At 59.3% G+C, this 23,789-nt stretch carries 23 protein-coding genes; 20 read left to right on the top strand and 3 right to left on the bottom strand.

What is annotated here, in order from left to right; genetic code table 11:
- Position 1 precedes the first annotated feature (1 nt).
- The 8 genes from ACUN8C_RS08755 to ACUN8C_RS08720 all read left to right on the top strand — a co-directional run bounded on the left by ACUN8C_RS08755 (position 2) and on the right by ACUN8C_RS08720 (position 7,086).
- Positions 2-751, top strand: coding sequence for an electron transfer flavoprotein subunit beta/FixA family protein (locus ACUN8C_RS08755; protein ID WP_445621811.1), 750 nt, complete (start codon positions 2-4; stop codon positions 749-751).
- Positions 751-1,686: an electron transfer flavoprotein subunit alpha/FixB family protein gene (locus tag ACUN8C_RS08750; protein ID WP_445621810.1), complete on the top strand. Its 936-nt coding sequence runs from the start codon at positions 751-753 to the stop codon at positions 1,684-1,686. The genes ACUN8C_RS08755 and ACUN8C_RS08750 overlap by 1 nt, the downstream gene beginning before the upstream one ends.
- Positions 1,687-1,954: 268 nt before the next feature.
- Positions 1,955-2,704, top strand: a complete 750-nt coding sequence (locus ACUN8C_RS08745) for a DUF3450 domain-containing protein (RefSeq protein ID WP_445621809.1) — start codon at positions 1,955-1,957, stop codon at positions 2,702-2,704.
- 14 nt (positions 2,705-2,718) lie between these two features.
- On the top strand, positions 2,719-4,098 hold the full coding sequence (locus ACUN8C_RS08740; RefSeq protein ID WP_445621808.1) for a MotA/TolQ/ExbB proton channel family protein: 1,380 nt from the start codon (positions 2,719-2,721) through the stop codon (positions 4,096-4,098).
- Entirely contained in the window at positions 4,095-4,631 is a 537-nt protein-coding gene (locus tag ACUN8C_RS08735) for a MotA/TolQ/ExbB proton channel family protein (protein WP_108843456.1), read from the top strand. Before ACUN8C_RS08740 ends, ACUN8C_RS08735 begins: the two co-directional genes overlap by 4 nt.
- On the top strand, positions 4,624-5,031 hold the full coding sequence (locus ACUN8C_RS08730) for an ExbD/TolR family protein (protein ID WP_108843457.1): 408 nt from the start codon (positions 4,624-4,626) through the stop codon (positions 5,029-5,031). Before ACUN8C_RS08735 ends, ACUN8C_RS08730 begins: the two co-directional genes overlap by 8 nt.
- Positions 5,031-5,810: an energy transducer TonB gene (locus ACUN8C_RS08725; protein ID WP_445621807.1), complete on the top strand. Its 780-nt coding sequence runs from the start codon at positions 5,031-5,033 to the stop codon at positions 5,808-5,810. The genes ACUN8C_RS08730 and ACUN8C_RS08725 overlap by 1 nt, the downstream gene beginning before the upstream one ends.
- A 4-nt stretch (positions 5,811-5,814) precedes the next feature.
- Positions 5,815-7,086, top strand: coding sequence for a tetratricopeptide repeat protein (locus ACUN8C_RS08720; protein ID WP_445621806.1), 1,272 nt, complete (start codon positions 5,815-5,817; stop codon positions 7,084-7,086).
- An 83-nt stretch (positions 7,087-7,169) separates the two neighbouring features.
- Here ACUN8C_RS08720 and xthA read toward each other — a convergent pair whose 3' ends face one another.
- On the bottom strand, positions 7,170-7,985 hold the full coding sequence (gene xthA / locus ACUN8C_RS08715; protein ID WP_445621805.1) for an exodeoxyribonuclease III: 816 nt from the start codon (positions 7,983-7,985) through the stop codon (positions 7,170-7,172).
- A 1-nt stretch (position 7,986) separates the two neighbouring features.
- A complete protein-coding gene (locus ACUN8C_RS08710; protein ID WP_445621804.1) occupies positions 7,987-8,241 on the bottom strand; it encodes a hypothetical protein in 255 nt (84 codons plus the stop codon).
- A 171-nt stretch (positions 8,242-8,412) separates the two neighbouring features.
- Between ACUN8C_RS08710 and ACUN8C_RS08705 the strand changes: the two genes are divergently transcribed.
- Positions 8,413-9,771 carry a DEAD/DEAH box helicase gene (locus ACUN8C_RS08705; RefSeq protein ID WP_445621803.1) on the top strand — a complete coding sequence of 453 codons (1,359 nt, stop codon included), beginning with the start codon at positions 8,413-8,415 and terminating at the stop codon, positions 9,769-9,771.
- Between the two features lie 32 nt (positions 9,772-9,803).
- Complete coding sequence (gene dinG, locus ACUN8C_RS08700) at positions 9,804-11,951, top strand: ATP-dependent DNA helicase DinG (protein ID WP_445621802.1); 2,148 nt, start codon at positions 9,804-9,806, stop codon at positions 11,949-11,951.
- Positions 11,952-12,042: 91 nt separating this feature from the next.
- Here the strand turns inward: dinG and ACUN8C_RS08695 are convergent, their stop codons facing one another.
- The gene (locus ACUN8C_RS08695) at positions 12,043-13,116 is read right to left on the bottom strand and encodes a 3-deoxy-7-phosphoheptulonate synthase (RefSeq protein WP_445621801.1); all 1,074 of its coding nucleotides are present in this window, start codon (positions 13,114-13,116) and stop codon (positions 12,043-12,045) included.
- Positions 13,117-13,427: 311 nt separating this feature from the next.
- On the opposite strand from ACUN8C_RS08695, the gene rpoE reads away from it, so the two are divergent.
- From rpoE to pdxJ, 10 genes are all read left to right on the top strand, one after another.
- The gene (gene rpoE, locus ACUN8C_RS08690) at positions 13,428-14,036 is read left to right on the top strand and encodes an RNA polymerase sigma factor RpoE (protein ID WP_108843464.1); all 609 of its coding nucleotides are present in this window, start codon (positions 13,428-13,430) and stop codon (positions 14,034-14,036) included.
- Between the two features lie 131 nt (positions 14,037-14,167).
- Entirely contained in the window at positions 14,168-14,851 is a 684-nt protein-coding gene (locus tag ACUN8C_RS08685; RefSeq protein WP_445621800.1) for a sigma-E factor negative regulatory protein, read from the top strand.
- Between the two features lie 16 nt (positions 14,852-14,867).
- Entirely contained in the window at positions 14,868-15,887 is a 1,020-nt protein-coding gene (locus ACUN8C_RS08680; RefSeq protein WP_445621799.1) for a MucB/RseB C-terminal domain-containing protein, read from the top strand.
- 286 nt (positions 15,888-16,173) lie between these two features.
- The gene (locus ACUN8C_RS08675; RefSeq protein ID WP_445621845.1) at positions 16,174-17,571 is read left to right on the top strand and encodes a DegQ family serine endoprotease; all 1,398 of its coding nucleotides are present in this window, start codon (positions 16,174-16,176) and stop codon (positions 17,569-17,571) included.
- Between the two features lie 208 nt (positions 17,572-17,779).
- Positions 17,780-19,597, top strand: coding sequence for a translation elongation factor 4 (gene lepA, locus ACUN8C_RS08670; protein ID WP_445621798.1), 1,818 nt, complete (start codon positions 17,780-17,782; stop codon positions 19,595-19,597).
- A 42-nt stretch (positions 19,598-19,639) separates the two neighbouring features.
- Positions 19,640-20,437 (top strand): signal peptidase I, encoded by a 798-nt coding sequence (gene lepB / locus ACUN8C_RS08665; protein WP_108843468.1) that lies wholly within the window; start codon positions 19,640-19,642, stop codon positions 20,435-20,437.
- Positions 20,438-20,556: 119 nt separating this feature from the next.
- The gene (gene rnc / locus ACUN8C_RS08660) at positions 20,557-21,240 is read left to right on the top strand and encodes a ribonuclease III (RefSeq protein ID WP_445621797.1); all 684 of its coding nucleotides are present in this window, start codon (positions 20,557-20,559) and stop codon (positions 21,238-21,240) included.
- 75 nt (positions 21,241-21,315) lie between these two features.
- Complete coding sequence (gene era / locus ACUN8C_RS08655; RefSeq protein WP_445621796.1) at positions 21,316-22,254, top strand: GTPase Era; 939 nt, start codon at positions 21,316-21,318, stop codon at positions 22,252-22,254.
- A gap of 2 nt (positions 22,255-22,256) precedes the next feature.
- Complete coding sequence (gene recO, locus ACUN8C_RS08650; protein ID WP_445621795.1) at positions 22,257-22,967, top strand: DNA repair protein RecO; 711 nt, start codon at positions 22,257-22,259, stop codon at positions 22,965-22,967.
- 11 nt (positions 22,968-22,978) lie between these two features.
- A complete protein-coding gene (gene pdxJ, locus ACUN8C_RS08645; RefSeq protein WP_445621794.1) occupies positions 22,979-23,758 on the top strand; it encodes a pyridoxine 5'-phosphate synthase in 780 nt (259 codons plus the stop codon).
- Positions 23,759-23,789: the final 31 nt, after the last annotated feature.

Raw genomic sequence — 23,789 nt, 5'->3', positions numbered from 1 at the left:
CATGAAAGTACTCGTCGCCATCAAGCGCGTGATTGATCACAACGTCCGGGTGCGCATCAGGGAAGACCACAGCGATGTGGACCTGACGCACGCCAAAATGGCCATGAACCCGTTTTGTGAGATTGCGCTTGAAGAAGCCGTCCGTCTCAAGGAGCAGGGCATCGCCGATGAGGTGGTGGCTGTTTCCATCGGCGACAAGAGCGTGCAGGAGCAGCTTCGCACAGCCATGGCGCTGGGTGCCGACCGCGCATTGCATGTCAACAGTGACACCGCGGTCGACTCACTGGGCGCTGCTCGGGTGCTGGCCGAAGTGGTCAAGCGTGAAAATCCGGGTCTGGTACTGCTGGGCAAGCAGTCCATCGACAGCGACAGCAGTCAGACCGGCCCCATGCTGGCCGCGCTGACGCAACTGCCGCAGGCCACCTTTGCCTCAAAAATCACCATTGATGGTGATCGGCTGGAGGTCACTCGGGAAATCGATGGCGGGCTGGAAACGCTGGCCATGTCGCTGCCGGCTGTTGTCACGACGGACCTGCGTCTCAACGAGCCGCGCTATGCCAAGCTGCCGGCGATCATGAAGGCGAAAAAGCGCCCCATTGAAAGTCTGGAAATTGACACGCTGGGAGTTGACGTGACCCCACGCCAGACGCTGATTCGGGTCGATATCCCGAGAGAGCGCCAGGCCGGAGTGCGCGTGGATTCAGTGGATGAATTGATTGATAGACTCAAGAACGAAGCGAAGGTGATCTGATGAGCGATACACGTATTCTGGTCATCGCCGAGCAGGAAAAGGGCCATCTCTCCAGCGCGACGGCGCGCGTCATGGACGCTGCTTCACGCCTTGGTGGCGTGGTCGATGTACTGGTGGCCGGCAATCAGGCCAATGAGGCGGCTCAAAAGGCGGCGCGCCTGACCGGCGTTTCCGGTGTGATCAGCGTGGAAGACAGCGCTTTTGATCATATGCTGGCGGAAAACATGGGGGCGCTGATCGTGTCACTGGCCGAGCCCTACACCCATCTGCTGTGCGCCTCGACCACCAGTGGGCGCAATGTCATGCCGCGCGTGGCAGCGCTGCTGGGTGTTGGGCAGATCTCTGATGTCATTGCCGTTGAGTCCGCTGACACCTTCGTCAGACCCATCTATGCCGGCAGCGTGCTGGCCACCGTACGCAGTCTGGATGACAAAAAGGTCATTACCATTCGCCCGACCGCCTTTGAGCCGGTCGGCGAGCAGGACGCGGCCAGCGTTTCAAGCGCGGCCAGTACCGGTGATCAGGGGCTGGCGACCTTTATTGATGAACAGCTGGCTGGCGGTGAGCGCCCCGAGCTGGGTGGCGCCCGTGTGATTATCTCCGGCGGTCGAGGCCTTGGCAGTGCCGAGAATTTCCGCCTGATCGAAGGTGTGGCAGACCGGCTCGGCGCGGCTGTAGGCGCCTCGCGCGCTGCCGTGGATGCCGGCTACGTGCCCAACGACCTTCAGGTCGGCCAGACCGGCAAGATGGTCGCGCCTGAGCTCTACATCGCCGCCGGTATTTCCGGGGCAGTGCAGCATCTTGCCGGCATGAAGGATTCAAAAGTGATCGTGGCCATCAACTCCGACGAGGAAGCTCCGATTTTTCAGGTGGCCGACTACGGTCTGGTCGCTGATCTGTTTCAGGCGCTGCCCGAGCTTGAACGCAAGCTTTGATCCGCGGTCTGAACAATGATCATGAGCCGGCTTCGTGCCGGCTTTTTTGTGGATGGCGTATCGGGCCACTAAAAAGCCGCCCGGCATGGCGATGTTAGCGATGATCATTTGATAATTGTTCTTGTTTCTATTAAGTTGCCCTGGTTATCCGATATCGCATATTCGGATTGTCCCCATTTTTACTGTACGCCTCTTCCTGGAGAATCATGTGAGGACCCACCGTCGTAATTGTTGTCTCAGAGGCGCTGCCTTTTCCCTATTGACGATAATGGCATTACCGACACTGGCAGGGGCGTCGTCACTTCGTGATGAAACCGCGCAGCAGCAGCAACAGCAGCAGGCCATTCAGACGCGTATCGATCAGGCAGATGACGAGACCCGCGAGCTTTTGATCCGCCTTCGCGACGCGCAGTCATCAACGCAGCGGCTGGAACGCTACAACGATCAGCTTTCCTCGACACTGGAGGAGCAGCAGCAGCGAATCGAGCGCCAGCAGCATGCACTGGAAACACTGGGCGAGACCCGTGAGGCGCTGCCAGACACCCTGCAGGACATGCTGGACCGCCTGCGAGCCCTGGTAGAGGCCGATATTCCCTTTCGCCATGCCGAGCGTGTGGCCCGCCTTGACGGCCTTGAGAAAACGCTGGTCGATCCTGCCATTTCCAACGAGAAACGCATGGAGCAGCTCCTTTCTGTCTGGCGTGCAGAGCTTGACTACGGGCGCAATATGGACAGCTGGCGTGGCCAGTTGACACAGGGCAATCAACAGCGCGATGTCCAGTTTTTACGCATGGGCCGTATCGGGTTTTATTACCTTACCCCCGATGGCGAGCAGGGCGGTGTCTGGAAAAACCGGGATCAGCAGTGGCATCCGCTGGACAACGCCGAACGTGCCGAGGTCAACCGCGGTATTCGCATTGCCAATGATCAGCGTGCTCCCGAGCTTCTGTCGTTACCGCTTTCCATTGAACCGGGGCAGGCATCGTCCGAATCCGCGTCGCAGGGGGCATCCTCATGAAGGTGGTCAAACATATGAACGGGCCTCTGGTTGGTGCCGCACTGGCCCTGATGGTGGGCATCTCTCTGCCGGTGTCTGCTGCCGAACCGTCAGCCCCCTCACTGGAAGATATTGTCCAGAACTATCAGCAGGGTTCTGCCCAGGCGCAGCAGCGTGATCTGTCGCGTCTCAATACCCTGCTGGATGATCGGGAGCAATTAAAACAGGCCGTGACAGACGCCGAGGCAAGTCAGCAAAAGGCGCAGGCGCGTCGCGACAGCCTCGACAGCACCCGAAAGCGTCAGGAAAAGGCCATTGCCGACATCAACGAGCGGCGCAGCAGTGAAGGCGACGATCTTCAGCCCATGTTTGATCGCTTGCACCATGAGATCGACGATACCCGGGAAAGCCTGCACAACAGCTGGTTGACGCTGGGCAGTGATATTCGCCTGCCGTCGCTGGACGACTCAAGCATTGCCTCCACCGAGGATCTCGAGCAGTACGCGCAGTCGATGAGCCAGCTGATCGCGCGCAGCGCTCAGGGCGAACACCTGCAACTGCCCGTGGCCGGAAAAAACGGCGATATTACCCAACTTGACGTGGTGCGTCTGGGGGGCATGAGCGCGTTCAGTGAAGGCGACCTGTTGCGGGCGCCAGCAGATGATCGACCGTTGGCCGTGGCAGCGCATACGCCGGGCAGTGTCTCAAGCCAGCTCGAAGCGCTGGCCGGTGGTCAGAGCGATATCATGGCCCTTGATCCTACCAATGGTGAGGTGCTTGACGCGCTGGCGCAGCAGCCTTCGCTGCTCGAGCGCATCAAGCAGGGCGGTGTGATCGGCTACATCACGCTGGCGTTGGGGGGCGTGGGTCTTTTGATTGCCCTGGCCCAGTTTGTATGGCTGGCGCTGGTCAGTGCGCGTACTCGTCGCCAGATGCACCAATTCGAGGATCTACGCAGCGATAATCCGCTGGGGCGCGTGCTCAAGCGCTTTGGGCAACAGCAGCGCTACCATGAGCCGGAAGTGCTCGAGGCCCGAATGGATGAAATGCTGCTGGCCGAGCAGCCAGGCCTTGAGCGCGGTCAGGCGGTCGTCAAGGTGATTGCTGCCATCGCTCCCCTGATGGGGCTTCTGGGTACGGTCACCGGCATGATTGGTACCTTTCAGGCCATCACGGTGTTCGGCAGCGGCGATCCCAAGATGATGGCCGGCGGTATCAGTCAGGCACTGGTGACCACCGTGCTGGGTCTGGTCGTGGCCATTCCGCTGTTGTTTGCCAACACCGCCCTCAACAGCCGCAGCCGCCGCCTGATGAACCTGCTGGAGCGACAGGCCAGCGCCCATCTGGCGGATCGCATGGACGAGCAGCACTCAGGGCTTGAAGCCGAAACCCGTCTGCATGGAAGTGCCACATGATTGAGGCGCTGGTGCATCCCATTGCACGGCTGGCCAGCGCCGGTGGCCCGGTGCTGGTGGTCATTGCCCTTGTCGCCGTGCTGCTGTTTACGCTTGCACTTGAACGGCTGATCTACTGGCAGTGGCGCTATCGGCGACAGCGCCAGGCACTGATTACCCGCTGGCAAAAGCGACATGAGCATGTCAGCTGGAGTGCCCGTACGCTGCGTGAATGCTGGTGCGGCGAACTCATCAGTGCGCTGAGAGCCTCACTGCCGTGGCTGAAGCTGCTGGTGGCCCTGTGCCCGCTGCTGGGGCTGGTGGGTACCGTTACCGGCATGATCCAGGTGTTTGATACGCTCTCCATCACCGGTGTGGGCCAGGCGCGCAGCATGTCGGATGGTGTGGCCCGTGCCACGCTGCCCACCCTGGCTGGCATGGCGGTGGCTGTGGTGGGCATCCTTTTTACCAGTCGGTTTGAACATATCGTGCGACGTGAAGATCAGTATCTTCACGATCGACTGACCCGAGCCACGGAGATCGATCATGCGTAGACGGCGAACTCGCATGGAAGAAGACACGACCGCTATCGACCTGACGCCGATGCTGGACGTGGTCTTCATCATGCTGATCTTCTTTATCGTCACCACCAGCTTTGTGCGTGAAAGCGGGGTAGACATTGACCGCCCCGAGTCGAGTGAAGCGACGCAGCGCAATGACACGCAGGTACTGGTGGCCATTACCTCGGAAGGGGCGGTCTGGGTAGACGGTCAGGCCGTGGACAGCAATGCCGTAGGTGATCGCGTGCGGGAAGCGCTGTCGGGAAGTGACGGCAACGTGGTCATCCAGGCCGATCGCGCCTCACAGACCGGACTTTTGATCCAGACCATGGACCGCATCCGTCAGGCGGGTGTTGAAAATGTGGCGGTGGCGGCGTCGCGAGGAGAAAACTGATGCGTCAGGCGCTTGCGCTGCTGGGCGCGCTGGCCCTTGCACTGCTGCTGTTCTGGGGGCTGGCGTTGATGGTCGCCCCGCCCGAGCCACGTGAAACGCCTCAGGAGACCATGACCATGTCGATCGTTGACGACGTGGCCGCGCCTGCCAAAGCGCCCGAGGCTTCGACCGATATCGCTGCGGCCGCACCGCCTCCGCCACCACCCGCGGCACCGGCGCGACCGGCGCCGGCGCCCCAGCCGGCCGAGGACGTGCAAAGTGATATCCAGCTCAAGACACAAAAGATCAGTGAACCTCAAGCGCCGGACGTCAAGATGAATGATGATCTACCGGAACTTGACGTCGAGCGGCCCGAGCCGACACCTGAACCAAAACCCGAGCCCAGGCCACGTCCGACACCGACGCCGCCCAAAAAGCAGACCACGCCCACGCCATCGTCTCAGGGCGCGCAGCAAAGCGAGCAGCAGGGTGAGCAAAGTGGGGGGACGCCGGAGGGGGCAACGGCTCAGGGCGGCGGCGTGGTACAGGCACAGCCTACCAGCCGGGTGCAGCCGGAATACCCCATGCGGGCAAGACGGCGGGGTGAAGAGGGCTTCGTCGAGATGAGCTTTATCATCAATGCCGATGGCAGTGTCGATGAAAGCTCCATTCAGGTCACGGCATCAGAGCCCGGCGGAGTATTTGACAGCGCTGCCCGTGATGCCATCGAGCAGTGGCAGTTCCCATCTCGTGATGCGCCTGCTCGTACGCGTCAGCGGCTGGTCTTCAAGCTGAGGTAATGCCATGTTTCGACACTATTGCCTTCGTCGTGTGAATCAACGGCAGGGCCGTTTAAAAGCGCTGATGGCCATGGGCATCAGCCTTGCCATGCTGTTGGGCGGCGAGCAGCGGGCTCTGGCCGCAGGCCCCGCACTTTCCCAGCAGAGCATCGACAGACTGCAGGGGCTTGAGCGCGAGCTTTCCGCCGGTCACTACCAGCAGGTTGTGGAAACGGCGCGTTCTCGCGCCGCCAGCGCTGGCAGCCGCCATAGCGATCAGTGGGCTCGTGCACTGTATCTACAGCTGGCGGCCAGTGCTGCACAGCGCATGGATCAGCCCGGCAGGGCGGCCGATCTGCTCTATCAGGCGCGTAGTATCGATACGGCGCCTCTGACACAGCGCCTGCAATGGCTCGAGCAGGAAGCGAAGCTGCGATTGAAGGCCGGCCAGCTTGATCAGGCGGCGGCGCTGTTTGATCGCTGGCAGGGTCAGGCATCGCTGACGGTGGATGATCTCTGGCTGGGGGCGCGCATTCATGCTCGTCTTGAACAGTGGGATGACGCCCTTCACTGGGTCACCCTGGCCCGCCAGGGGAACTCAATGTCGGACAGTGATCAACTGGCCCTGGCTGCGAGCATCTATCAGCAGGCCGGGCAATTTGAAGCAGCCTCTGATGTGGTCGAAGCCCAGCTTGATCAGGATGACAGTGACCCGGCCCGCTGGCAGCAGGCGGCTGCCCTGTATCAGCGCATCGGCCAGCCCGGCCGGGCCGCAGCGCTCTGGGAGGCTGGCTGGCAACGGGGTATTCTCACGGGCGAGAAAGCGTTACTGACGCGGGCAGAACTGCATATGGCCGGTGGGACGCCGGCGCGTGCTGCCGAGATGCTCTCGCAGGCGCTCGACAAGGGAGATCTCGAAGACAGTGATGCACACCGTCGGCTGGTGGCACGGGCCTGGGCGCAGACGCGCGATCATCAAAAGGCATTACAGGCCTGGCAGGTGGTTGCCGAGCGCACCGATGACGCCCACGACTGGTACATCCTGGGGGATCTCGCCTATGGCTGGGGAATCTGGTCGCAGGCCGAGCAGGGATTTGCAAAAGCGCGTGAGAAAGGGGCAGACAATCCCGGCCAGTTATTGCTGATGGAAGGGGTTGCGGTTTACGAGCAGGGCCATCTTGATCAGGCGCAGCAGGTTTTTCGTCAGGCCGAAAGGTTTGATGACAGTGCCGATCAGGCAGGCCAGTGGCTGGCGCTGATCGATAATGATCAGCGGGCGGCCGACAGGTCTTCATGAAGGCTCATGCGTTGAAAGACACCCGGCCCGCAACAGGGCGGGCCGGGTAGTGGGTCATCGCTTTTGATACGCCGCCGGAAGCGCTACTCAACTGCCAGCGTGGTCCAGACCGGGGCATGATCGGAAGGCCGCGTCATGGCGCGCAGTTCATAATCGATGCCGGCATCCTGCACGCGGGGCGAAAGCCCGGTGCTGGTCAGGATGTAATCGATGCGAAGCCCGCGTCTGGGATCGCGCTCAAAGCCCTTTGAGCGGTAGTCAAACCAGCTGAACAGATCGTCGCGCTGCGGATAACAGCGACGATAGCTGTCTTCAAGCCCCCATGAGGTCAAACGCTCGAGCCAGCTGCGCTCCTCGGGCTGAAAGCTTGTCTTGCCTTCTCTTAACCAGCGCTTGCGGGCGGGCTCACCAATGCCGATATCGATGTCGGCAGGCGAGATATTGAAGTCGCCCATGACCGCGATCAGTTCATTCGGCTGGTGGTTTTGTTCCAGATGGCGCGAGAGCTGGTCATAAAAGTGACGCTTGTTGGGAAACTTGGTCGGGTGATGAAGGCTCTCGCCCTGCGGAAAATAGCCGTTGTAGACCGTCAATGGCCCGGCAGGCGTATCGAGGGTCACCGCAATCATGCGGCGTTGCGCCTCATCGTCATCATCCGGCAGTCCAGGCTGCACCTGCGTTGGCGCCGCCCTTGTGAGCATCGCCACGCCGTAATGACCCTTTTGACCGTGATAGTGCACGTGATAGCCGAGACCGGCCACGGCATCGAGGGGAAACTCGCTGTCCTGAACCTTGGTCTCCTGCAGGCCGATGACATCGGGTGCATGAGCCTCGACCAGCGCTTCAAGCTGATGCTGGCGGGCGCGAATACCGTTGATATTGAATGAAACCAGGCGCATGTCAGCTGTCTTGTGATGAATCGGTCGAGGCGTTGGTGTCCTGCGAGTGCAGCGGCAGGGTCATGGCCTCACGGCGCTGTCGCTCCAGCTTGCTGGCGGCCTGCGCCTTGCGCTGGTCGCGTTTTTTGGCCGCAAATCGCGGCGTGGACTGTAACTGGTCCGGATTGTCATGCCGCCAGCGGCGGTAATCCTTGCGCTTGCCGGTACGGATGGTCACCTTGTCGGCCAGCGAGCGCGTCTTCTTGCGACGGGTCATAAAAACCTCTCGTGTCTCGCCTGAAGCAGTGTGCTGCAGTGGCGTGCAGTTTAACAATTTGCGCGCGCGCTGGCTTGCCCCTGACACGGTTGATGCACAACTCGGTCGGCGGTGCTGATACAATGGCTCGGTATCTTGTCTATTCATCTCAAGCCAAAGTGATCGCAGCATATGAGTGAGTCGGAAAACTCTCAGCCGGCACAGACGTCGGCGGAGGCTCCCGCCAATGCCAATCGTCGGCCCAAGCGCCGCCGTCGCAAGCCCCGGCGCAGCCAGTCCCGTAACAACGCTCAGACCGGCAGCGTGCAGGAAAACCAGGCGTCAGGCAGCGAAGGCTCGAATGCCCTGCCGGAAGTCACCGCCGTGGCCGGCAAATGGCGTTTTCAGGATTTTAACCTGCCGATGCCGCTGATGCAGGCCATTGCCGAGCAGGGCTTCCATTACTGCACCCCGATTCAGGCCGAAGCGCTGCGCCATACGCTGTTGGGTGGCGACGTGGTTGGCAAGGCCCAGACAGGCACCGGCAAGACCGCGGCCTTTCTGATCTCGATTCTGGCCTATTTTCTGGAAGAGCCGGCGCCGGATGGCCAAAAGCCCGGGGCACCCCGAGCGCTGATCATCGCGCCGACGCGCGAGCTGGCATTGCAGATCGAGAAGGATGCCAGGGCGTTGATGACCCATACCTCGTTGAGGGTGGCCAGCGCCGTGGGCGGCATGGATTACCAGAAACAGCGTCAGAAGCTTGAAAAGCCGCTGGACATTCTGGTGGCCACGCCCGGACGTTTGCTCGACTTTCATCAAAAGCGCGACGCCGACCTTTCCCAGGTCGAGGTGCTGGTGCTTGATGAGGCCGATCGCATGCTGTCGATGGGATTCATTCCGGACGTCAAGCGCATCATTCGAGCCACGCCAAAAACCGAGGAGCGCCAGACCTTCCTGTTTTCGGCGACTTTCACCCAGGACATTCTCAACCTGGCCAGTCAGTGGACGCATGAGCCTGCGCATGTCGAAATCGAAGTCGATGCCAGTGCAGCGGCCAACATTGACCAGCGGGTATATCTCGTCAGCGACGCCGAAAAATTTACCATTCTCAGGCGGTTGATAGAGCGGGAAAAGCTGGAAAAGGTGATGGTCTTTGCCAATCGACGTGATCTGGTGCGAAAGCTCGATGATCGTCTGCGCAAGGCAGGCATCAATGTGGCCATGCTGTCAGGCGAGGTGCCGCAGAAAACACGTGTGAGCACACTCGAGCGTTTCCGTGAAGGCAAGGTTGCCGTGCTGGTCGCCACCGATGTTGCCGGCCGTGGCATTCACATCAACGATATCAGTCACGTGGTCAACTACACGCTGCCCGATGACCCGGAAGATTACGTTCATCGTATCGGACGAACCGGCCGTGCTGGTGCACAGGGGACCTCGATCAGTTTTGTTGGCGAAGAAGACGGCTATGCACTGCCGGAAATCGAAGCCTACATCAAGGATCGGCTCCCCTGTCAGCAGCCACCGGCCCATCTTCTTACCGATGACTGACCACGCCGTGTACCACAAGGCGGAGAGGCACCGTGCTCGACGACGCGCTTAAACGCGATATTCAGGCGGCCTATCGACGCGTGATTGAAGCGCGCTCGCTCAGGCCCCGCTATGGTCAGCGCCTGATGATGGCTGAAATCGCCCGAACGCTTGGTGACATCAAGACCGACGAGCAGGGCAAGCGTGTCAGTCAGGAGCATGTCTGCGTGCTGGAAGCCGGTACCGGTACCGGCAAGACACTGGCCTATCTGCTGGCGGCACTGCCCATTGCCAAGGCACAGGGCAAACGCCTGGTAGTGTCCACGGCGACTGTCGCCCTGCAGGAGCAGGTGCTCCATCAGGATCTGCCGATGCTCAAGGCCAGCAGCGGGCTCGATTTCGAGTATGCGCTGGCCAAGGGGCGCGGGCGCTACGTCTGTGTGGCCAAGCTTGATCAGCTGATGGATGGGGTAGAAGACAACCCGACCATGTCGCTGTTCGAGCAGAGCCTGGTGAGCAGTCAGGAGGATATTGGTGAGCTGGCCCGGGAACTGGCTGAAGCCTATGGCAGCGGTGAGTGGCAGGGCGATCGTGACAGCTGGCCACAGGCCATTGCTGACCCGCAGTGGCGCCGCCTGACGGTCGATCATCGCCAGTGTACCAATCGGCGCTGTGGGCACTTCGGCGCCTGCGCCTTTTTCCGTGCCCGGCGCGGCATGGATGAGGCCGATATCATCGTGGCCAATCACGATCTGGTGCTGGCCGATCTGTCGCTGGGTGGCGGCATTGTGTTGCCCAACCCGAAGGATACGATCTACGTCTTTGACGAGGCTCACCATCTCCCGGACAAGGCGCTTGAGCACTTTTATCACCGTCAGGGGGTCAATGCGGCGATGCGCTGGCTGGGCCAGCTCAAGAAGTCACTGACGGACCTCAACACAGGGCTTGGCGCACAGCACACGATTGCCCGTCTGCTGGGGCAGTTCCCGGAGCTTCTGGCCAGCATCGAGCCCCGGCTCGGCGACGCCTTTCGACTGGCACAGCCTTTGGCCGAGCGCACGCCCGAGGACAACGAGCGGCTGCACTATCGCTTTACCATGGGCCGGTTGCCGGCGGCCTTTCGTGATCTGGCCCAGCAGCTTGTCACGCCCTTTGCCGAGCTGTCGCGGCATCTGGAGACCATCAGCGATATCCTTCGTGAAAGCCTTGATCCGGACAAGTCAACGGGGCTTGCCCGGGAGCAGGCCGAGGCCTGGTTACCGCTGATCGCGCTGGTGCATGGTCGCGCTCTTGAGGCGCACGCGCTCTGGCAGGCCTTTGGTGCTGATGAGGTCGAGGATGCCCCTCCGCAGGCGCGCTGGCTGACATTTGAGCAGCGCCCGGGCGAGGCGGAGCTGACCTTTTCGGCCAGCCCCGTGAGTGCTGCCGAAACACTGGCCCGCTATCTGTGGGGCAGCTGTCACGGCGCAGTGCTGACGTCCGCTACCCTGACGGCACTGGGGCGCTTTGACCGCCTTCAGGAGCGGGCGGGGCTTGCGAATCGCTATCGCTACCAGAGTTTGCCCAGCCCGTTTGACTACTCGCGTGCCGTGCTGTCAGTGCCGCGTGAGGCCGTTGACCCGGGGGATCGCGATGCGCACGAAAGTGCCATCGTCAACTTTATTGAAAACCTGGGTGAGAGTGAGGCGGCACTGGTGCTCTTTTCGTCACGCAAGCAGCTTCGCGCAGTCGTGGCCAGACTCGACAAGGCGCTCGCGCGCACGCTGTCCCAGGATGACATGCCGCGGCGGGAGCTGATCGAGCGCCATCGAAAGCGCATCGATGAAGGGAAGGGCAGCATCATTCTCGGACTGGCCAGCTTCGCTGAAGGCATTGACCTGCCGGGTGACTATCTGACCCATGTGGTTATCACGCGCCTGCCCTTTGCCGTGCCTGATGACCCGGTAGGGGCGACGCTTGCGGAATGGATCGAGTCGCGAGGGGGCAATCCCTTTATGCGCATTTCAGTGCCCGATGCCTCGATCAAGCTGGTGCAGGCCTGCGGGCGATTGATTCGCAAGGAAGTCGATACCGGTCGGATCACGCTGCTCGATCGGCGCGTTCTGACCCGTCGCTATGGCCGGGCGCTTCTGGATGCCCTGCCGCCGTTTCGGCGGGAGATTGAAGGGGCGGGCGCACCTGCCGCCCCCCTTGCTTCCTGATCAACATTTCTGATCATGATCAACAACAGGACATAAAAAACCCGGCCATGGCCGGGTTTTTTATGTGCGCTGTGTGCTTGAGCAGTGCTGCCTAGCGCTGGCGCGCCTTGAGCGGCTCGCTCAGCTTGTTGTCGACTTCCAGCAGCAGCTTCTCGGTGGTTTCCCAGTCGATGCAGGCATCGGTGATCGACACGCCATATTCAAGCTGTGCCGGATCGCTGGTCAGCTTCTGGGCACCCCAATTAATGTGGGATTCAATCATCAGCCCCATGATGGAGGTGTTGCCTTCCAGAATCTGCTGGGTGATGTTTTCAACCACCAGCGGCTGCAGGGCCGGATCCTTGTTGGAGTTGGCATGGGAGCAGTCGACCATGATATTGGTCTTGAGGCCTGCCTTTTCCAGCTCCTTCTCGGCCAGAGCCACGCTGACGCTGTCATAGTTGGGCTTGCCGTTGCCGCCCCGCAAAACGACATGAGCGTTGGCGTTACCGCGGGTACGAATGACGGCGACCTGACCCTTCTGATCAATCCCCAGGAAATTATGCGGCGAGGCGACAGAGCATAGCGCGTTCATGGCCACATCCAGGCTGCCATCGGTGCCATTTTTGAAGCCGACCGGACCCGAGAGACCCGAGGCCATCTCGCGATGCGTCTGTGACTCGGTAGTACGTGCGCCGATGGCAGACCAGCTGATGCAGTCCTGCAGATACTGCGGCGAGATCGGATCCAGAGCTTCGGTGGCCAGTGGCAGGCCCATTTCACAGAGTTCAACGAGCAGGTTGCGCGCCAGGTGAAGCCCTTTCTGGATGTCAAAGGAGTCATTAAGGTGCGGGTCGTTGATCAGTCCCTTCCAGCCTGTCGTGGTGCGGGGCTTTTCAAAATAGACACGCATGACGATAAACAGCGAGTCACTGACACGTTCTGCCAGCGCTTTCAGGCGTTTGGCATAATCCTGTGCGGCTTTTGTGTCATGAATGGAGCAGGGGCCGATGACGACAAGCAGGCGAGGATCCTCACCGCTGAGAATACGTTCGATCGTGCGACGGCTCTCGATAACGGTGCGCTCGGCTTCCTCCGACAGGGGAATCTCGCTTTTGAGCGCCTCGGGCGTGATGAGCACATCCTGAGAGAGAACGTTTAGATTGTTGACCTGTTGCTGTGACATGAGCGTGCAATCCGGCAGTGCTTGGGAGTCAAAACGAAGTGTGATCTGCATGATACGTGGCTGGTGGAGAATACTACCATGGAACCCGGACACTTTTTTGTGGTCTCAATACTTTACAGTTTCCGGGAGTTTCGTATCCGGTAGAGGGATGTCGACTTGATGAGGCGTCGATAAAGGGGAACACTTACGCCATGGATCAAGGCCCGGAGCTTTCAGGTTATCACTATGATTTTAATTGTTTGTTACTTTCCTGACGGGCCTGAAAAGACAGGTTCGAAGGGGTTGAACCCTGTCGTTGCGGGGGATCGCGAATGGGGTTAAAGGAAACGGATCACCAGCTGGTCGAGCGGGCACAAAAGGGGGACAACCAGGCCTTTGATCTTTTGATACGCAAGTATCAACACAAGGTGATTGGTCTGATAGGTCGCTACGTGCACGACCAGGCAGAAGTACATGATGTGGCACAGGAAGCCTTCATCAAGGCTTACCGGGCACTGGGACGCTTTCGTAACGAAAGCGCCTTTTATACCTGGATGTATCGCATCGCCATTAATACGGCGAAAAATTACCTTGTCGCCCGTGGACGTCGTCCACCCAACAGCGACATGGATATCAGTGATGCAGAAGTGCTGGATCAGAGCGGGCGGCTGGCAGATATCGACACGCCCGAGTCGGCCATTGCGCGTGACCAGCTCGAGAAGGCCGTATTCGAGGCCATCGAAAATCTGCCCGAGGATCTGCGAACGGCCATCACGCTTCGTGAGTTCGACGGCCTTTCCTATGAGGACATTGCCAGCATCATGCAGTGTCCCGTAGGGACCGTGCGCTCACGTATCTTTCGTGCCAGAGAGGCCGTGGACAACCGAATCAGGCCGCTGCTTTATCCGGAGCAGCAGGACGACATGGTACGTGAACACTGATGCCTGCCATGAAAGGATCCATGAACAGGAGAATGGCTGTTGAGAAGTGAGCCATTGGTAAAACTTAATCGATTTTGGACTGTCTACCATAGCGTGACGATGCGTCACGACAGGTTTGAGGGTGTCTGGGTATGAATCAGAAAGTACGGGAATCCCTTTCGGCATTGATGGACGGCGAGTGCAGCGAGTTTGAAACTCGCCGTGTGCTCAAGTCGCTGTCTGAAGATGCGTCCGAAGAGGCCGATACCTGGCGTCGTTATCATCTCATGCGCAGCGTCATGCAGCGTGAGAGCGCCATTGATGTATCGACCGACCTGTCTGCCTCCATCCGGGCGCGCCTTGAGCAGGAACACATGGAAGAAGGCGCCGTGAGTCAGGAAACACACCGGCGTACGGTGCCGTTTTCCTTCATGGGCAGCGCTGCCATTGCGGCCGCTGTCAGCCTGATGGTCATGACCGGGGTTCAGGTGTATCGGGCCAATACGGGCGTGGAAAGCGTGCCCGGCAGCGGCGGTACCAGCAGCCTGGCGTCAAGTGACGCGACCCTCAATAACGGGGCCGTGGTTGGCGGTGATGGGGCAATGGCGTCGCTGGCGGCCTTTCGTGGCACCGGTGCCGAGAGCGGTAACGTGATGCCCATCGGTGCACAGACGTCCTGGTTCATGGCGCCGGGCGAAGAGGATGCGGCGCGCAACGATCGCCAGCAGGCTGAAGTGCTTCAAAACTATCTGAATCGACATGTCGAACAGGCAGGCTATCGCAGCAATGTCTGGATGGCGAACATGCAGGGGCTGGCACCTGCCAGCGGCGAGTAAGGCGGACCTTTAAGCAATGCGACAGTGGTTTTGTGCTTCTCTGATGGGCGCTGTGCTGTTTTCTCCCCTGTCTGCCGTTCAGGCTGATGCCGGCGAGCCTGGCAGCAATGGCAGGGCACAGATCTCCTGCAGTCAACTGGACCAGGAGGTGGGTGACAAGGGGGATCAATGGTTCAGGCGCAGCCTGGTGGCCGAGCGTTGTCATGCCTTTCAGGCGGTGGCACTGCGGCTGGGCATGGGGTCGCTTCGCACCTTTCTCTTTGAGCATCGTATTGATGACGGCCAGGAGCAGGAGCGCATCCAGTTTCTTGACGGTCCTGCTGAAACCATTGAGCACCAGGGGCACTCTCCCGGACTCTGGTGGACGCAGCGCCCGGATGGTTCTGCGCATCTGGCCTCGATTGATGACACCGTGGAGCAGCTTCAAAAGCATTATGATTTCAGGCTGATTGCGCGCGATGTTGTCGCCGGTCGCAGGGCCGTCGTGCTTGATGTAACGCCTCGCGATGACCAGCGCCTGCCGCATCGGCTATGGCTGGATATTGCCAGTGGGTTACCGCTTCGACAGCAATTGTTGAATGCTCAGGGACAGGCCGTGGATACCGTGCAGATTGTGCGCATCGACTCGCTGGTACGCGCTCAGGGGAAAATTTATCTTCAGGAACCTGACAGCGATGACATGCTGGATGCTGCCTGGCAGCCGGACTGGTTGCCGCAGGGATTTTATCGCCAGCCGGCAGCACTTGATGTCACATTGAATGATGCAAGCATTGAGCGCGAAATCTATAGCGATGGTCTGGCAACGCTCAGTATCTTTGCCGGCCCGGTCAAGGACAACACGGCCCTGCGTGAAGGGGTTCATCAACTGGGCAACTTCCGTGCCGCTGCACGTCATCTGCAACACGATGGCCAGTCATGGCAGGTCATTGCCGTGGGGGCCATGCCGGCAAGTGTGCTTACCCATGTCGTGTCTCAGGTACATCTGCAACCGGCAGAGGATGGCGGACAGCCAGCCAGTAGTGAGACGTCTCCCTGAGTGGTCAGGTGGGGCACGCTGAGCTTACCCGAGAGAACATGGTCAGATTAGCCGGAACAGATCCGCCAAATTGCCGAAATCAAGAAACTTAATTCATCCTTAAGGGTCTACAGGGTGTTACAGGGCGAGCCTGCTCTTTCTGATGATGTCTGTCTCTGCTACCGCCATAGCCAATATGAGTATCCGGAGTCCCAAGATGGCCGATCTCTTATTTAATGACCTGACCGCTACTGATGCTTCTTCCCGTCGCTCGCCTGTCTATCGCTGGCAGGCCCTGTTTTTATTGATGCTGTTGATGACAGCGCTCATGTTCCTGTCCTTGCCGGCCAGAGCCGTTGAGCAGAAAAATGGATTGCCGGATTTTACCGCACTGGTTAAAAGCGCTGCTCCAGCCGTGGTTAATATTTCAACGACCCGGGAGGCGGCTGCGCGCGCCGGCATGATGCCGCCCAATCAGCAACTGCCAGACATCTTTCGTCATTTCTTTGGTGATCAAATGCCGCCCGGATTCGGCGGCATGCCTGACCAGGGGGGAAGCAGAACGCTGAGCTCACTGGGGTCGGGTTTTATCATCAGTGATGATGGTTATATCTTGACCAACGCTCACGTGATCGATGGTGCTGATACTGTCACGGTCCGGCTCAACGATCGTCGCGAGCTGAAGGCTAAAGTGATCGGGCAGGACCAGAAAACGGATATCGCCCTGATCAAGGTGGATGCCAGCGGTCTACCCACGCTCAAGATGGGGGATTCAGACGGCCTTGAAACCGGTGAATGGGTTGCCGCCATCGGTTCTCCCTTCGGTTTTGATCACTCCGTGACGGCCGGGATCGTCAGCGCCATCAACCGTACCCTGCCGACCGACAGCTACGTACCCTTTATCCAGACCGATGTGGCCATCAACCCGGGCAATTCGGGTGGGCCGCTGTTTAATCTTGATGGTGAAGTTGTCGGCATCAATTCCCAGATATTCACGCGCAGCGGCGGCTTCATGGGCGTGTCCTTTGCCATACCGATCAACGTTGCCATGGATATCGCCGACCAGCTCAAGGACAACGGCCACGTTGATCGAGGCTGGCTGGGTGTCGTCATTCAGCCGGTTTCCGATGACCTTGCCGACTCCTTTGGCCTGGACCGTGCCCGCGGTGCCCTGATTGCCGATGTGGCGCCGGACAGTCCGGCGGCAAAATCGGGCCTGCGCTCCGGCGATATCATCCTCAAGGCTGGAGACAGCGACATCGATACTTCTGATGCGCTGCCGCGTCTTATCGGTCGTGTATCTCCCGGTGACAGTGTCGACCTGCAGGTACAGCGTGATGGCAAGGAGCAGACGATCGAGGTCACGGTGGGACAGTGGCCTGACACTGACGGTAATACCGATGACGTCACTCAGGCCGGCAATGACAGCATTGGGCTGGCCGTCTCTGGCCTGAGCGCCGAACAGCGCCAGCAGCTGGGGATCGATGCCGGTGTGCTGGTTCAGCAGGTGGCACCGGACAGCGCAGCTGCACGTGCCGGGCTACAGCCGGGTGATGTGGTGGTTGAGCTGGCAGGCAAGCCGGTGGATTCCGTCAGTACGCTGCGCAAGCTGGTCGGTCAGCTCAACGACAAAAAGGCGGTTCCCGTGCGTATCAATCGCGACGGCGCCACGCTTTTTGTTCCATTGAGGCCGGGTTCGCGTTGATCGTTCGTTTCAATCGAGGGGGCCCCGGGTGGGCCCCTTCATGTGTCACCTGACGCGTATTGCTTTCAGGGCGTCCATCAAGGCACTGCCTATCACCTGATACGCCAACACGCTACAATGCGCCCATTTTCGGCCATGGACAGTATCGGCATTCAATCCGGCACTGACCTTTCATGGCTTACGACGCTTTAACAGGTGATCACCTCGAATGACGAATGACGCAAGCAACGGGACGCTGAAACACATCCGCAACTTCTCGATCATCGCCCACATCGACCATGGCAAGTCGACACTGGCCGATCGTATCATTCAGATTTGCGGCGGGCTGACCGAGCGCGAGCTCAAGGAGCAGGTGCTCGACTCCATGGAAATTGAGCGTGAGCGCGGCATCACGATCAAGGCGCAGTCGGTCACGCTGGATTACAAGGCCGAGGATGGCACGGTCTATCAGCTCAACTTTATCGATACTCCCGGGCACGTTGACTTTTCCTACGAGGTATCACGCTCGCTGTATGCCTGTGAGGGGGCGTTGCTGGTGGTGGATGCCGGGCAGGGCGTCGAGGCGCAATCGGTCGCCAACTGCTATACCGCCATCGAGCAAGGGCTTGAAGTACTTCCCGTACTCAACAAGATGGATCTGCCTCAGGCCGACCCTGAAAAGGTCATCCACGAGATCGAAGAGATCATCGGCATCGAGGCCGCCAACGCGTCTCGCGTTTCGGCCAAGAGCGGTCTTGGCATGGAAGGTCTGCTTGAGCAGCTCGTCCAGGTCATTCCGCCGCCCAGGGGTGATATTACCAAACCCGTTCAGGCGCTGATCATCGACTCCTGGTTTGATAATTATCAGGGGGTGGTTTCACTGGTTCGTCTTTTTGACGGTACGCTCAAAAAGGGCGAAAAGATCCTGATGAAATCCACCGGGCGCGAGTGGGAAATCAACGATATCGGCATCTTCACACCGCGCCAGACCAGCACCGGAATGCTGCGTGCCGGCGAGGTTGGGTACATTGTTGCCGGTATCAAGGATATCCATGGTGCCCCGGTAGGCGACACCATTACCCACGCCAAGACACCCCAGGTCGAGCGTTTGCCGGGCTTTCAGAAGGTCAAGCCGCAGGTGTACGCCGGCATGTTCCCGATCAGCTCCGATGACTACGAAGATTTTCGTGATGCGCTCGAAAAGCTCGCGCTCAACGATGCCTCGCTGGATTACATCCCGGAAAACTCGGATGCTCTGGGCTTTGGTTTCCGCGTCGGATTTCTGGGCACATTGCACATGGAGATCGTGCAGGAGCGTCTGGAGCGGGAATACGATCTCGATCTGCTCACGACAGCGCCGACCGTTATCTATGAGCTTGCGATGGAGAGCGGAGAGCTTTTGTACGTCTCCAACCCCTCCAAGCTGCCCGACATGTCTTCGGTTCAGGAAATCCGTGAGCCTATCGTGCGTGCCAATATTCTGGTGCCTCAGGAATACGTGGGTAACGTCATCAACGAATGTGTGGTTCGTCGCGGTGTCCAGCTCGACATGCAGGTGCTGGGCAGTCAGATGCAGCTGGTTTACGAACTGCCAATGAGTGACGTGGTGATGGATTTCTTCGACCGATTGAAGTCCATATCGAAAGGGTACGCTTCGCTGGATTACAGTTTCGAGCGCTTCGAGGCTGCCAAGCTTGCACGCCTTGATGTATTGATCAACGGCGAGCGCGTTGATGCGCTGGCCACCATTGTGCATCGCGATCAGTCGCATCATCGTGGCCGCGCTCTGGTCGAAAAGATGCAGGAAATGATCCCGCGTCAGATGTTTGATGTGGCCATCCAGGCAGCACTGGGGGGGCATGTCGTGGCACGTTCCACCGTCAAGGCGTTGCGCAAGAACGTAACGGCCAAGTGTTATGGCGGTGACGTGTCGAGAAAGCGCAAGCTGCTGGACAAGCAAAAGCAGGGTAAAAAGCGCATGAAGCAGGTCGGCAAGGTCGAGATCCCGCAGGATGCCTTCCTGGCCGTACTGAAAGTCAATGATTGAGCGTAGCGCAGGCTTCGCTCCCGTGAGTCGGGAAAGCACGTAATGGATTTTTCACTTCTGCTGGTGGTAGCCGTCCTTGTGACCGGGGCGATCTGGCTGCTCGATATCGTTGTACTGCGCCGCAGGCGCAAGCCCTCTCCGGGGGGCAGCCGGCCGCCGGGAGAAGTGACCCATGACACTGCAGTGCCCGGGGCGCCAAAGGAGCCCTGGTATGTGGACTATTCCAGAGCCTTTTTCCCGGTGCTTCTGGTGGTGCTGGTACTTCGCTCCTTCGTCATTGAGCCCTTCCAGATCCCGTCGCGCTCCATGGAGCCAACGCTTGATGTGGGAGATTTCATTGCCGTCAGCAAGTTCTCCTACGGCCTGCGCCTGCCGGTGATCAACACCAAAATTCTGGATATCGGCGAGCCCGAGCGTGGCGATATCATGGTGTTTCGTTTTCCGGGAGATACCTCGGTCAACTACATCAAGCGCGTGATCGGCGTGCCGGGAGATCGCATTCGCTATCAGGACAAGCAGCTCTACATCAATGGTCAGCCGGTTCGAAAGGACCTGCTGGATGACAATAGCGTTGATGATACCCAGGCGCTTTACCGAGAGTATCTCAAGGGCGCCGAGCATCACATTTTCAATAATCTGGATGCGCCCGGTCCGCAGATGAGTGAAGTCACCGTTCCGCCCGGTCACTATTTCATGATGGGCGACAACCGCGATGACTCCAACGATAGCCGCTACTGGGGCTTCGTGCCGGAGGAGAATATCGTGGGACGTGCCTTTGGCGTCTGGATGCACTGGAACGGTGGCCTGCCGGACTTCACGAAGGCCAGACTGCTGCACTAAAAGTGTCTCCCTTTCTTTCCGTCGGAAGGTTCTGATGGAAAATCCCATCTGACAGAAGCTGTCGAAGGACAGCTTCTGTTATCATTTATGCCTGTTTCATTGATCAAAGCGACTATCTCGTGAGCAGTTCCCTCAAAATCCTCAGCGACCGTCTCGGCTATCGTTTTGACGACAAGAGCCGTCTTGAACTTGCCCTGACGCACCGTAGCTACGGCGGTGCCAATAATGAGCGGCTCGAGTTTCTGGGCGACTCCATCGTCAATTTTGTCGTGGGTGAGGCGCTTTATGCGCGTTTTCCACAGGCACGCGAAGGGCAGCTATCAAGACTCAGAGCGCGGCTTGTAAAGGGAGAAACGCTGGCCGAACTGGCACGCGAATTCGAACTTGGCCAATTTCTGCGCCTGGGCTCGGGTGAGATGAAAAGCGGCGGCCACCGACGCGATTCCATTCTGGCTGACGCTGTGGAAGCCATCATCGGCGCCATCTATCTTGATAGTGACATGGTCATTGCCAGACGCTGTGTGCTGTCCTGGTATGAGGCTCGGTTGAACGCACTCAATCTTGAGGATACCCAAAAGGACCCCAAGACCCGGCTGCAGGAGTTTTTGCAGTCTCGCCAGATCCCTCTGCCGCGTTACGAGGTGCTCAATATTGAAGGGGAGGCTCACGCCCAGCAGTTTACGGTCAGCTGCCATGTAGACGTGCTCAAGGCACCGACCAGTGGCTCCGGTGCCAGTCGACGCCACGCCGAACAGCAGGCAGCCGAGCAGGCGCTGGCACTGATCGAGTCGGCCAGGCGATGATTGCTCGCCCTGACACGCCTGACCCCTCACACGCCATACTTTCAACACCGGACACACGTTAACGTGGAGCATTTCATGAACGATATCACCACGGACGACTCTCCCGAATCCGGTGCGACCACGCGCTGTGGATTTGTGGCCATTGTCGGCCGCCCCAACGTGGGCAAATCAACCCTAATGAATCGCATTCTGGGTCAAAAGATTTCCATTACCTCACGGCGCCCGCAGACAACCCGTCATCAGGTCATGGGCGTCAAGACAGAAGCCGACATGCAGACCATCTATGTGGATACGCCCGGTATTCACATCATGCAAAAGGATCGCAATCGGGCCATCAACGCCTTCATGAATCAGGCGGCGACTCAGGCGCTGAGGGACATCGACTGCGTGGTCTTCATCGTGGATCGCACGAAATGGACCAATGAAGATGATGTCGTGCTCGAGAAGCTCTCTCACGTGCAGGCACCGGTCATCGTGGCCGTCAACAAGGTGGACTGGATCGAGGACCGTGCCAGGCTCATGGAATGGCTTGCCGAGCTTGAAAAGCGCCGCAACTTTGCCGCCATCGTGCCGATCTCGGCGCGTCATGGCACCAACGTTGAGGCACTTGAAGCCGAAGTGGCCAAACATCTGCCTCAAAATGTTCATTTCTTCCCCGAAGATCAGATTACCGATCGCAGCCAGCGCTTTCTGGCCGCCGAACTGGTTCGTGAAAAGGTCATGCGCCAGCTGGGTGACGAGCTGCCCTACCAGATGACCGTGGAAGTCGAACAGTTTCGCGATGAAGGCCACATCATTCACATCCATGCCCTGATGCTGGTCGAGCGCGATGGTCAGAAAAAGATCCTGATTGGTGAGGGGGGCGAGCGCATCAAAAAGATCGGTCAGGAAGCCCGTCTGGAGATGGAAAAGACCTTTGACTGCAAGGTCATGCTCAAGCTCTGGGTCAAGGTCAAGCGTGGCTGGTCCGATGATGCCCGTGCTCTGAAAAGCCTTGGTTACGATCTGGACTGATCATGGAACTGCAGCCGGCGTATCTGCTGCACCGCCAGGCCTGGCGTGAAACCAGCGCACTGGCCGATATTCTGACGCTGCGTGATGGCCGTATACGTGCCGTGGCACGCGGCGTCATGCGTCCGGGCAGTCGAACGCGCCATCGGCTTCAGCCCTTTACACCGCTGCATTTGACCTGGCAGGGGGAAGGCGAGCTGAAGACGCTGAGAGTCATCGAATCCCAGGGGCCCGGGGCCATGCTGGCAGGAGAGGGGCTTATCTGCGGGCTTTACGCCAATGAGCTGATGACCCGTCTTTTACCGTTATCGTTGCCGGTCGATACCCTGTTTGCCTTTTACGCCGCGCTGCTTGAGGCCTTGCCCTTTCCCGAACGCCGCAGCGGTGCGCTCAGGCGTTTTGAGATTACGCTGCTTGAGGCGCTCGACAGTGAGCCGGTCTTTCTTGATGAGCAGGATCGACCGCTGGCGCGTGAAGGCCGCTATCTTTATAACCCTTCCCTGAAGCGGTTTTACCCGGCGCCCCCGGACGGGCCTGCCTTTGATGCGCGTGCACTGGGCTGGCTTGCCCGTGGAGACTGGGATTCCCCGGGGCTTGCCGGTACTGCGCGCGTGCTGACGCGCCAGGCGCTGGCGCCACTGCTGGGAAGTCGAGCGCTGCGATCGCGTGAACTGATGAATGAACTGATGCGTCGCCGCCGAACCGGCGTGCACTGAAGGAGAACCCCATGTCTGACCAAGTCGCCAACAACCTGCCACCCCGAATTCTGCTGGGCGTGAATGTCGACCATATTGCGACGCTGAGGCAGGCACGTGGCACACGGTTTCCTGACCCGGTGCAGGCTGCCCTTGTCAGTGAAGAGGCCGGCGCTGATGGTATTACCATGCATCTGCGTGAAGACCGCCGCCACATTCAGGACCGCGATATCGAGCTTGCCATGCAGATGCTCAATACGCGCCTCAATCTTGAAATGGCCGTGGACGAGGAGATGATCGTACTGGCCGAGCGTCTCAAGCCCGCCAATGTCTGTCTTGTGCCTGAAAAGCGCGAAGAGCTGACCACGGAAGGCGGACTTGATGTGGTCGCTGGCGGTGAGCGCATTCGCCATGCCTGCCAGCGGCTCAAGGCCGCCGGCTGTGAGGTATCGCTGTTTATCGACCCCGAGCCTGATCAGATTCGAGCCGCCTTTGATGCCGGGGCTCCTGTCATCGAGCTGCACACCGGTGCCTGGGTGGAAGCGTCACGTGAAGACAGTGATGTCGAGCTTGCCCGTATTGCTGCAGCGGCGGAAATGGCCCACACCCTTGGCATGACCGTTAACGCCGGCCACGGGCTTCACTATCACAATGTAGAAGCCATCGCGGCCATGCCCTGGTTTCATGAACTTAATATCGGCCATGCCATTGTGTCGCGTGCGGCATTGACTGGTCTTAATGATGCCGTTCGCGAGATGAAGCGTCTGATGGTTCAGGCGCGCACCTTCAGCACGTTCGAGCAGCCGACCTGAAGACGTCAATCCCCAAGACAATGCGTTAAGC

The sequence above is a fragment of the Kushneria sp. Sum13 genome (assembly GCF_052692355.1).
The sequence above is the reverse complement of the archived record's forward strand: the minus strand, read 5'-3'. Positions and strand labels throughout refer to the sequence as shown.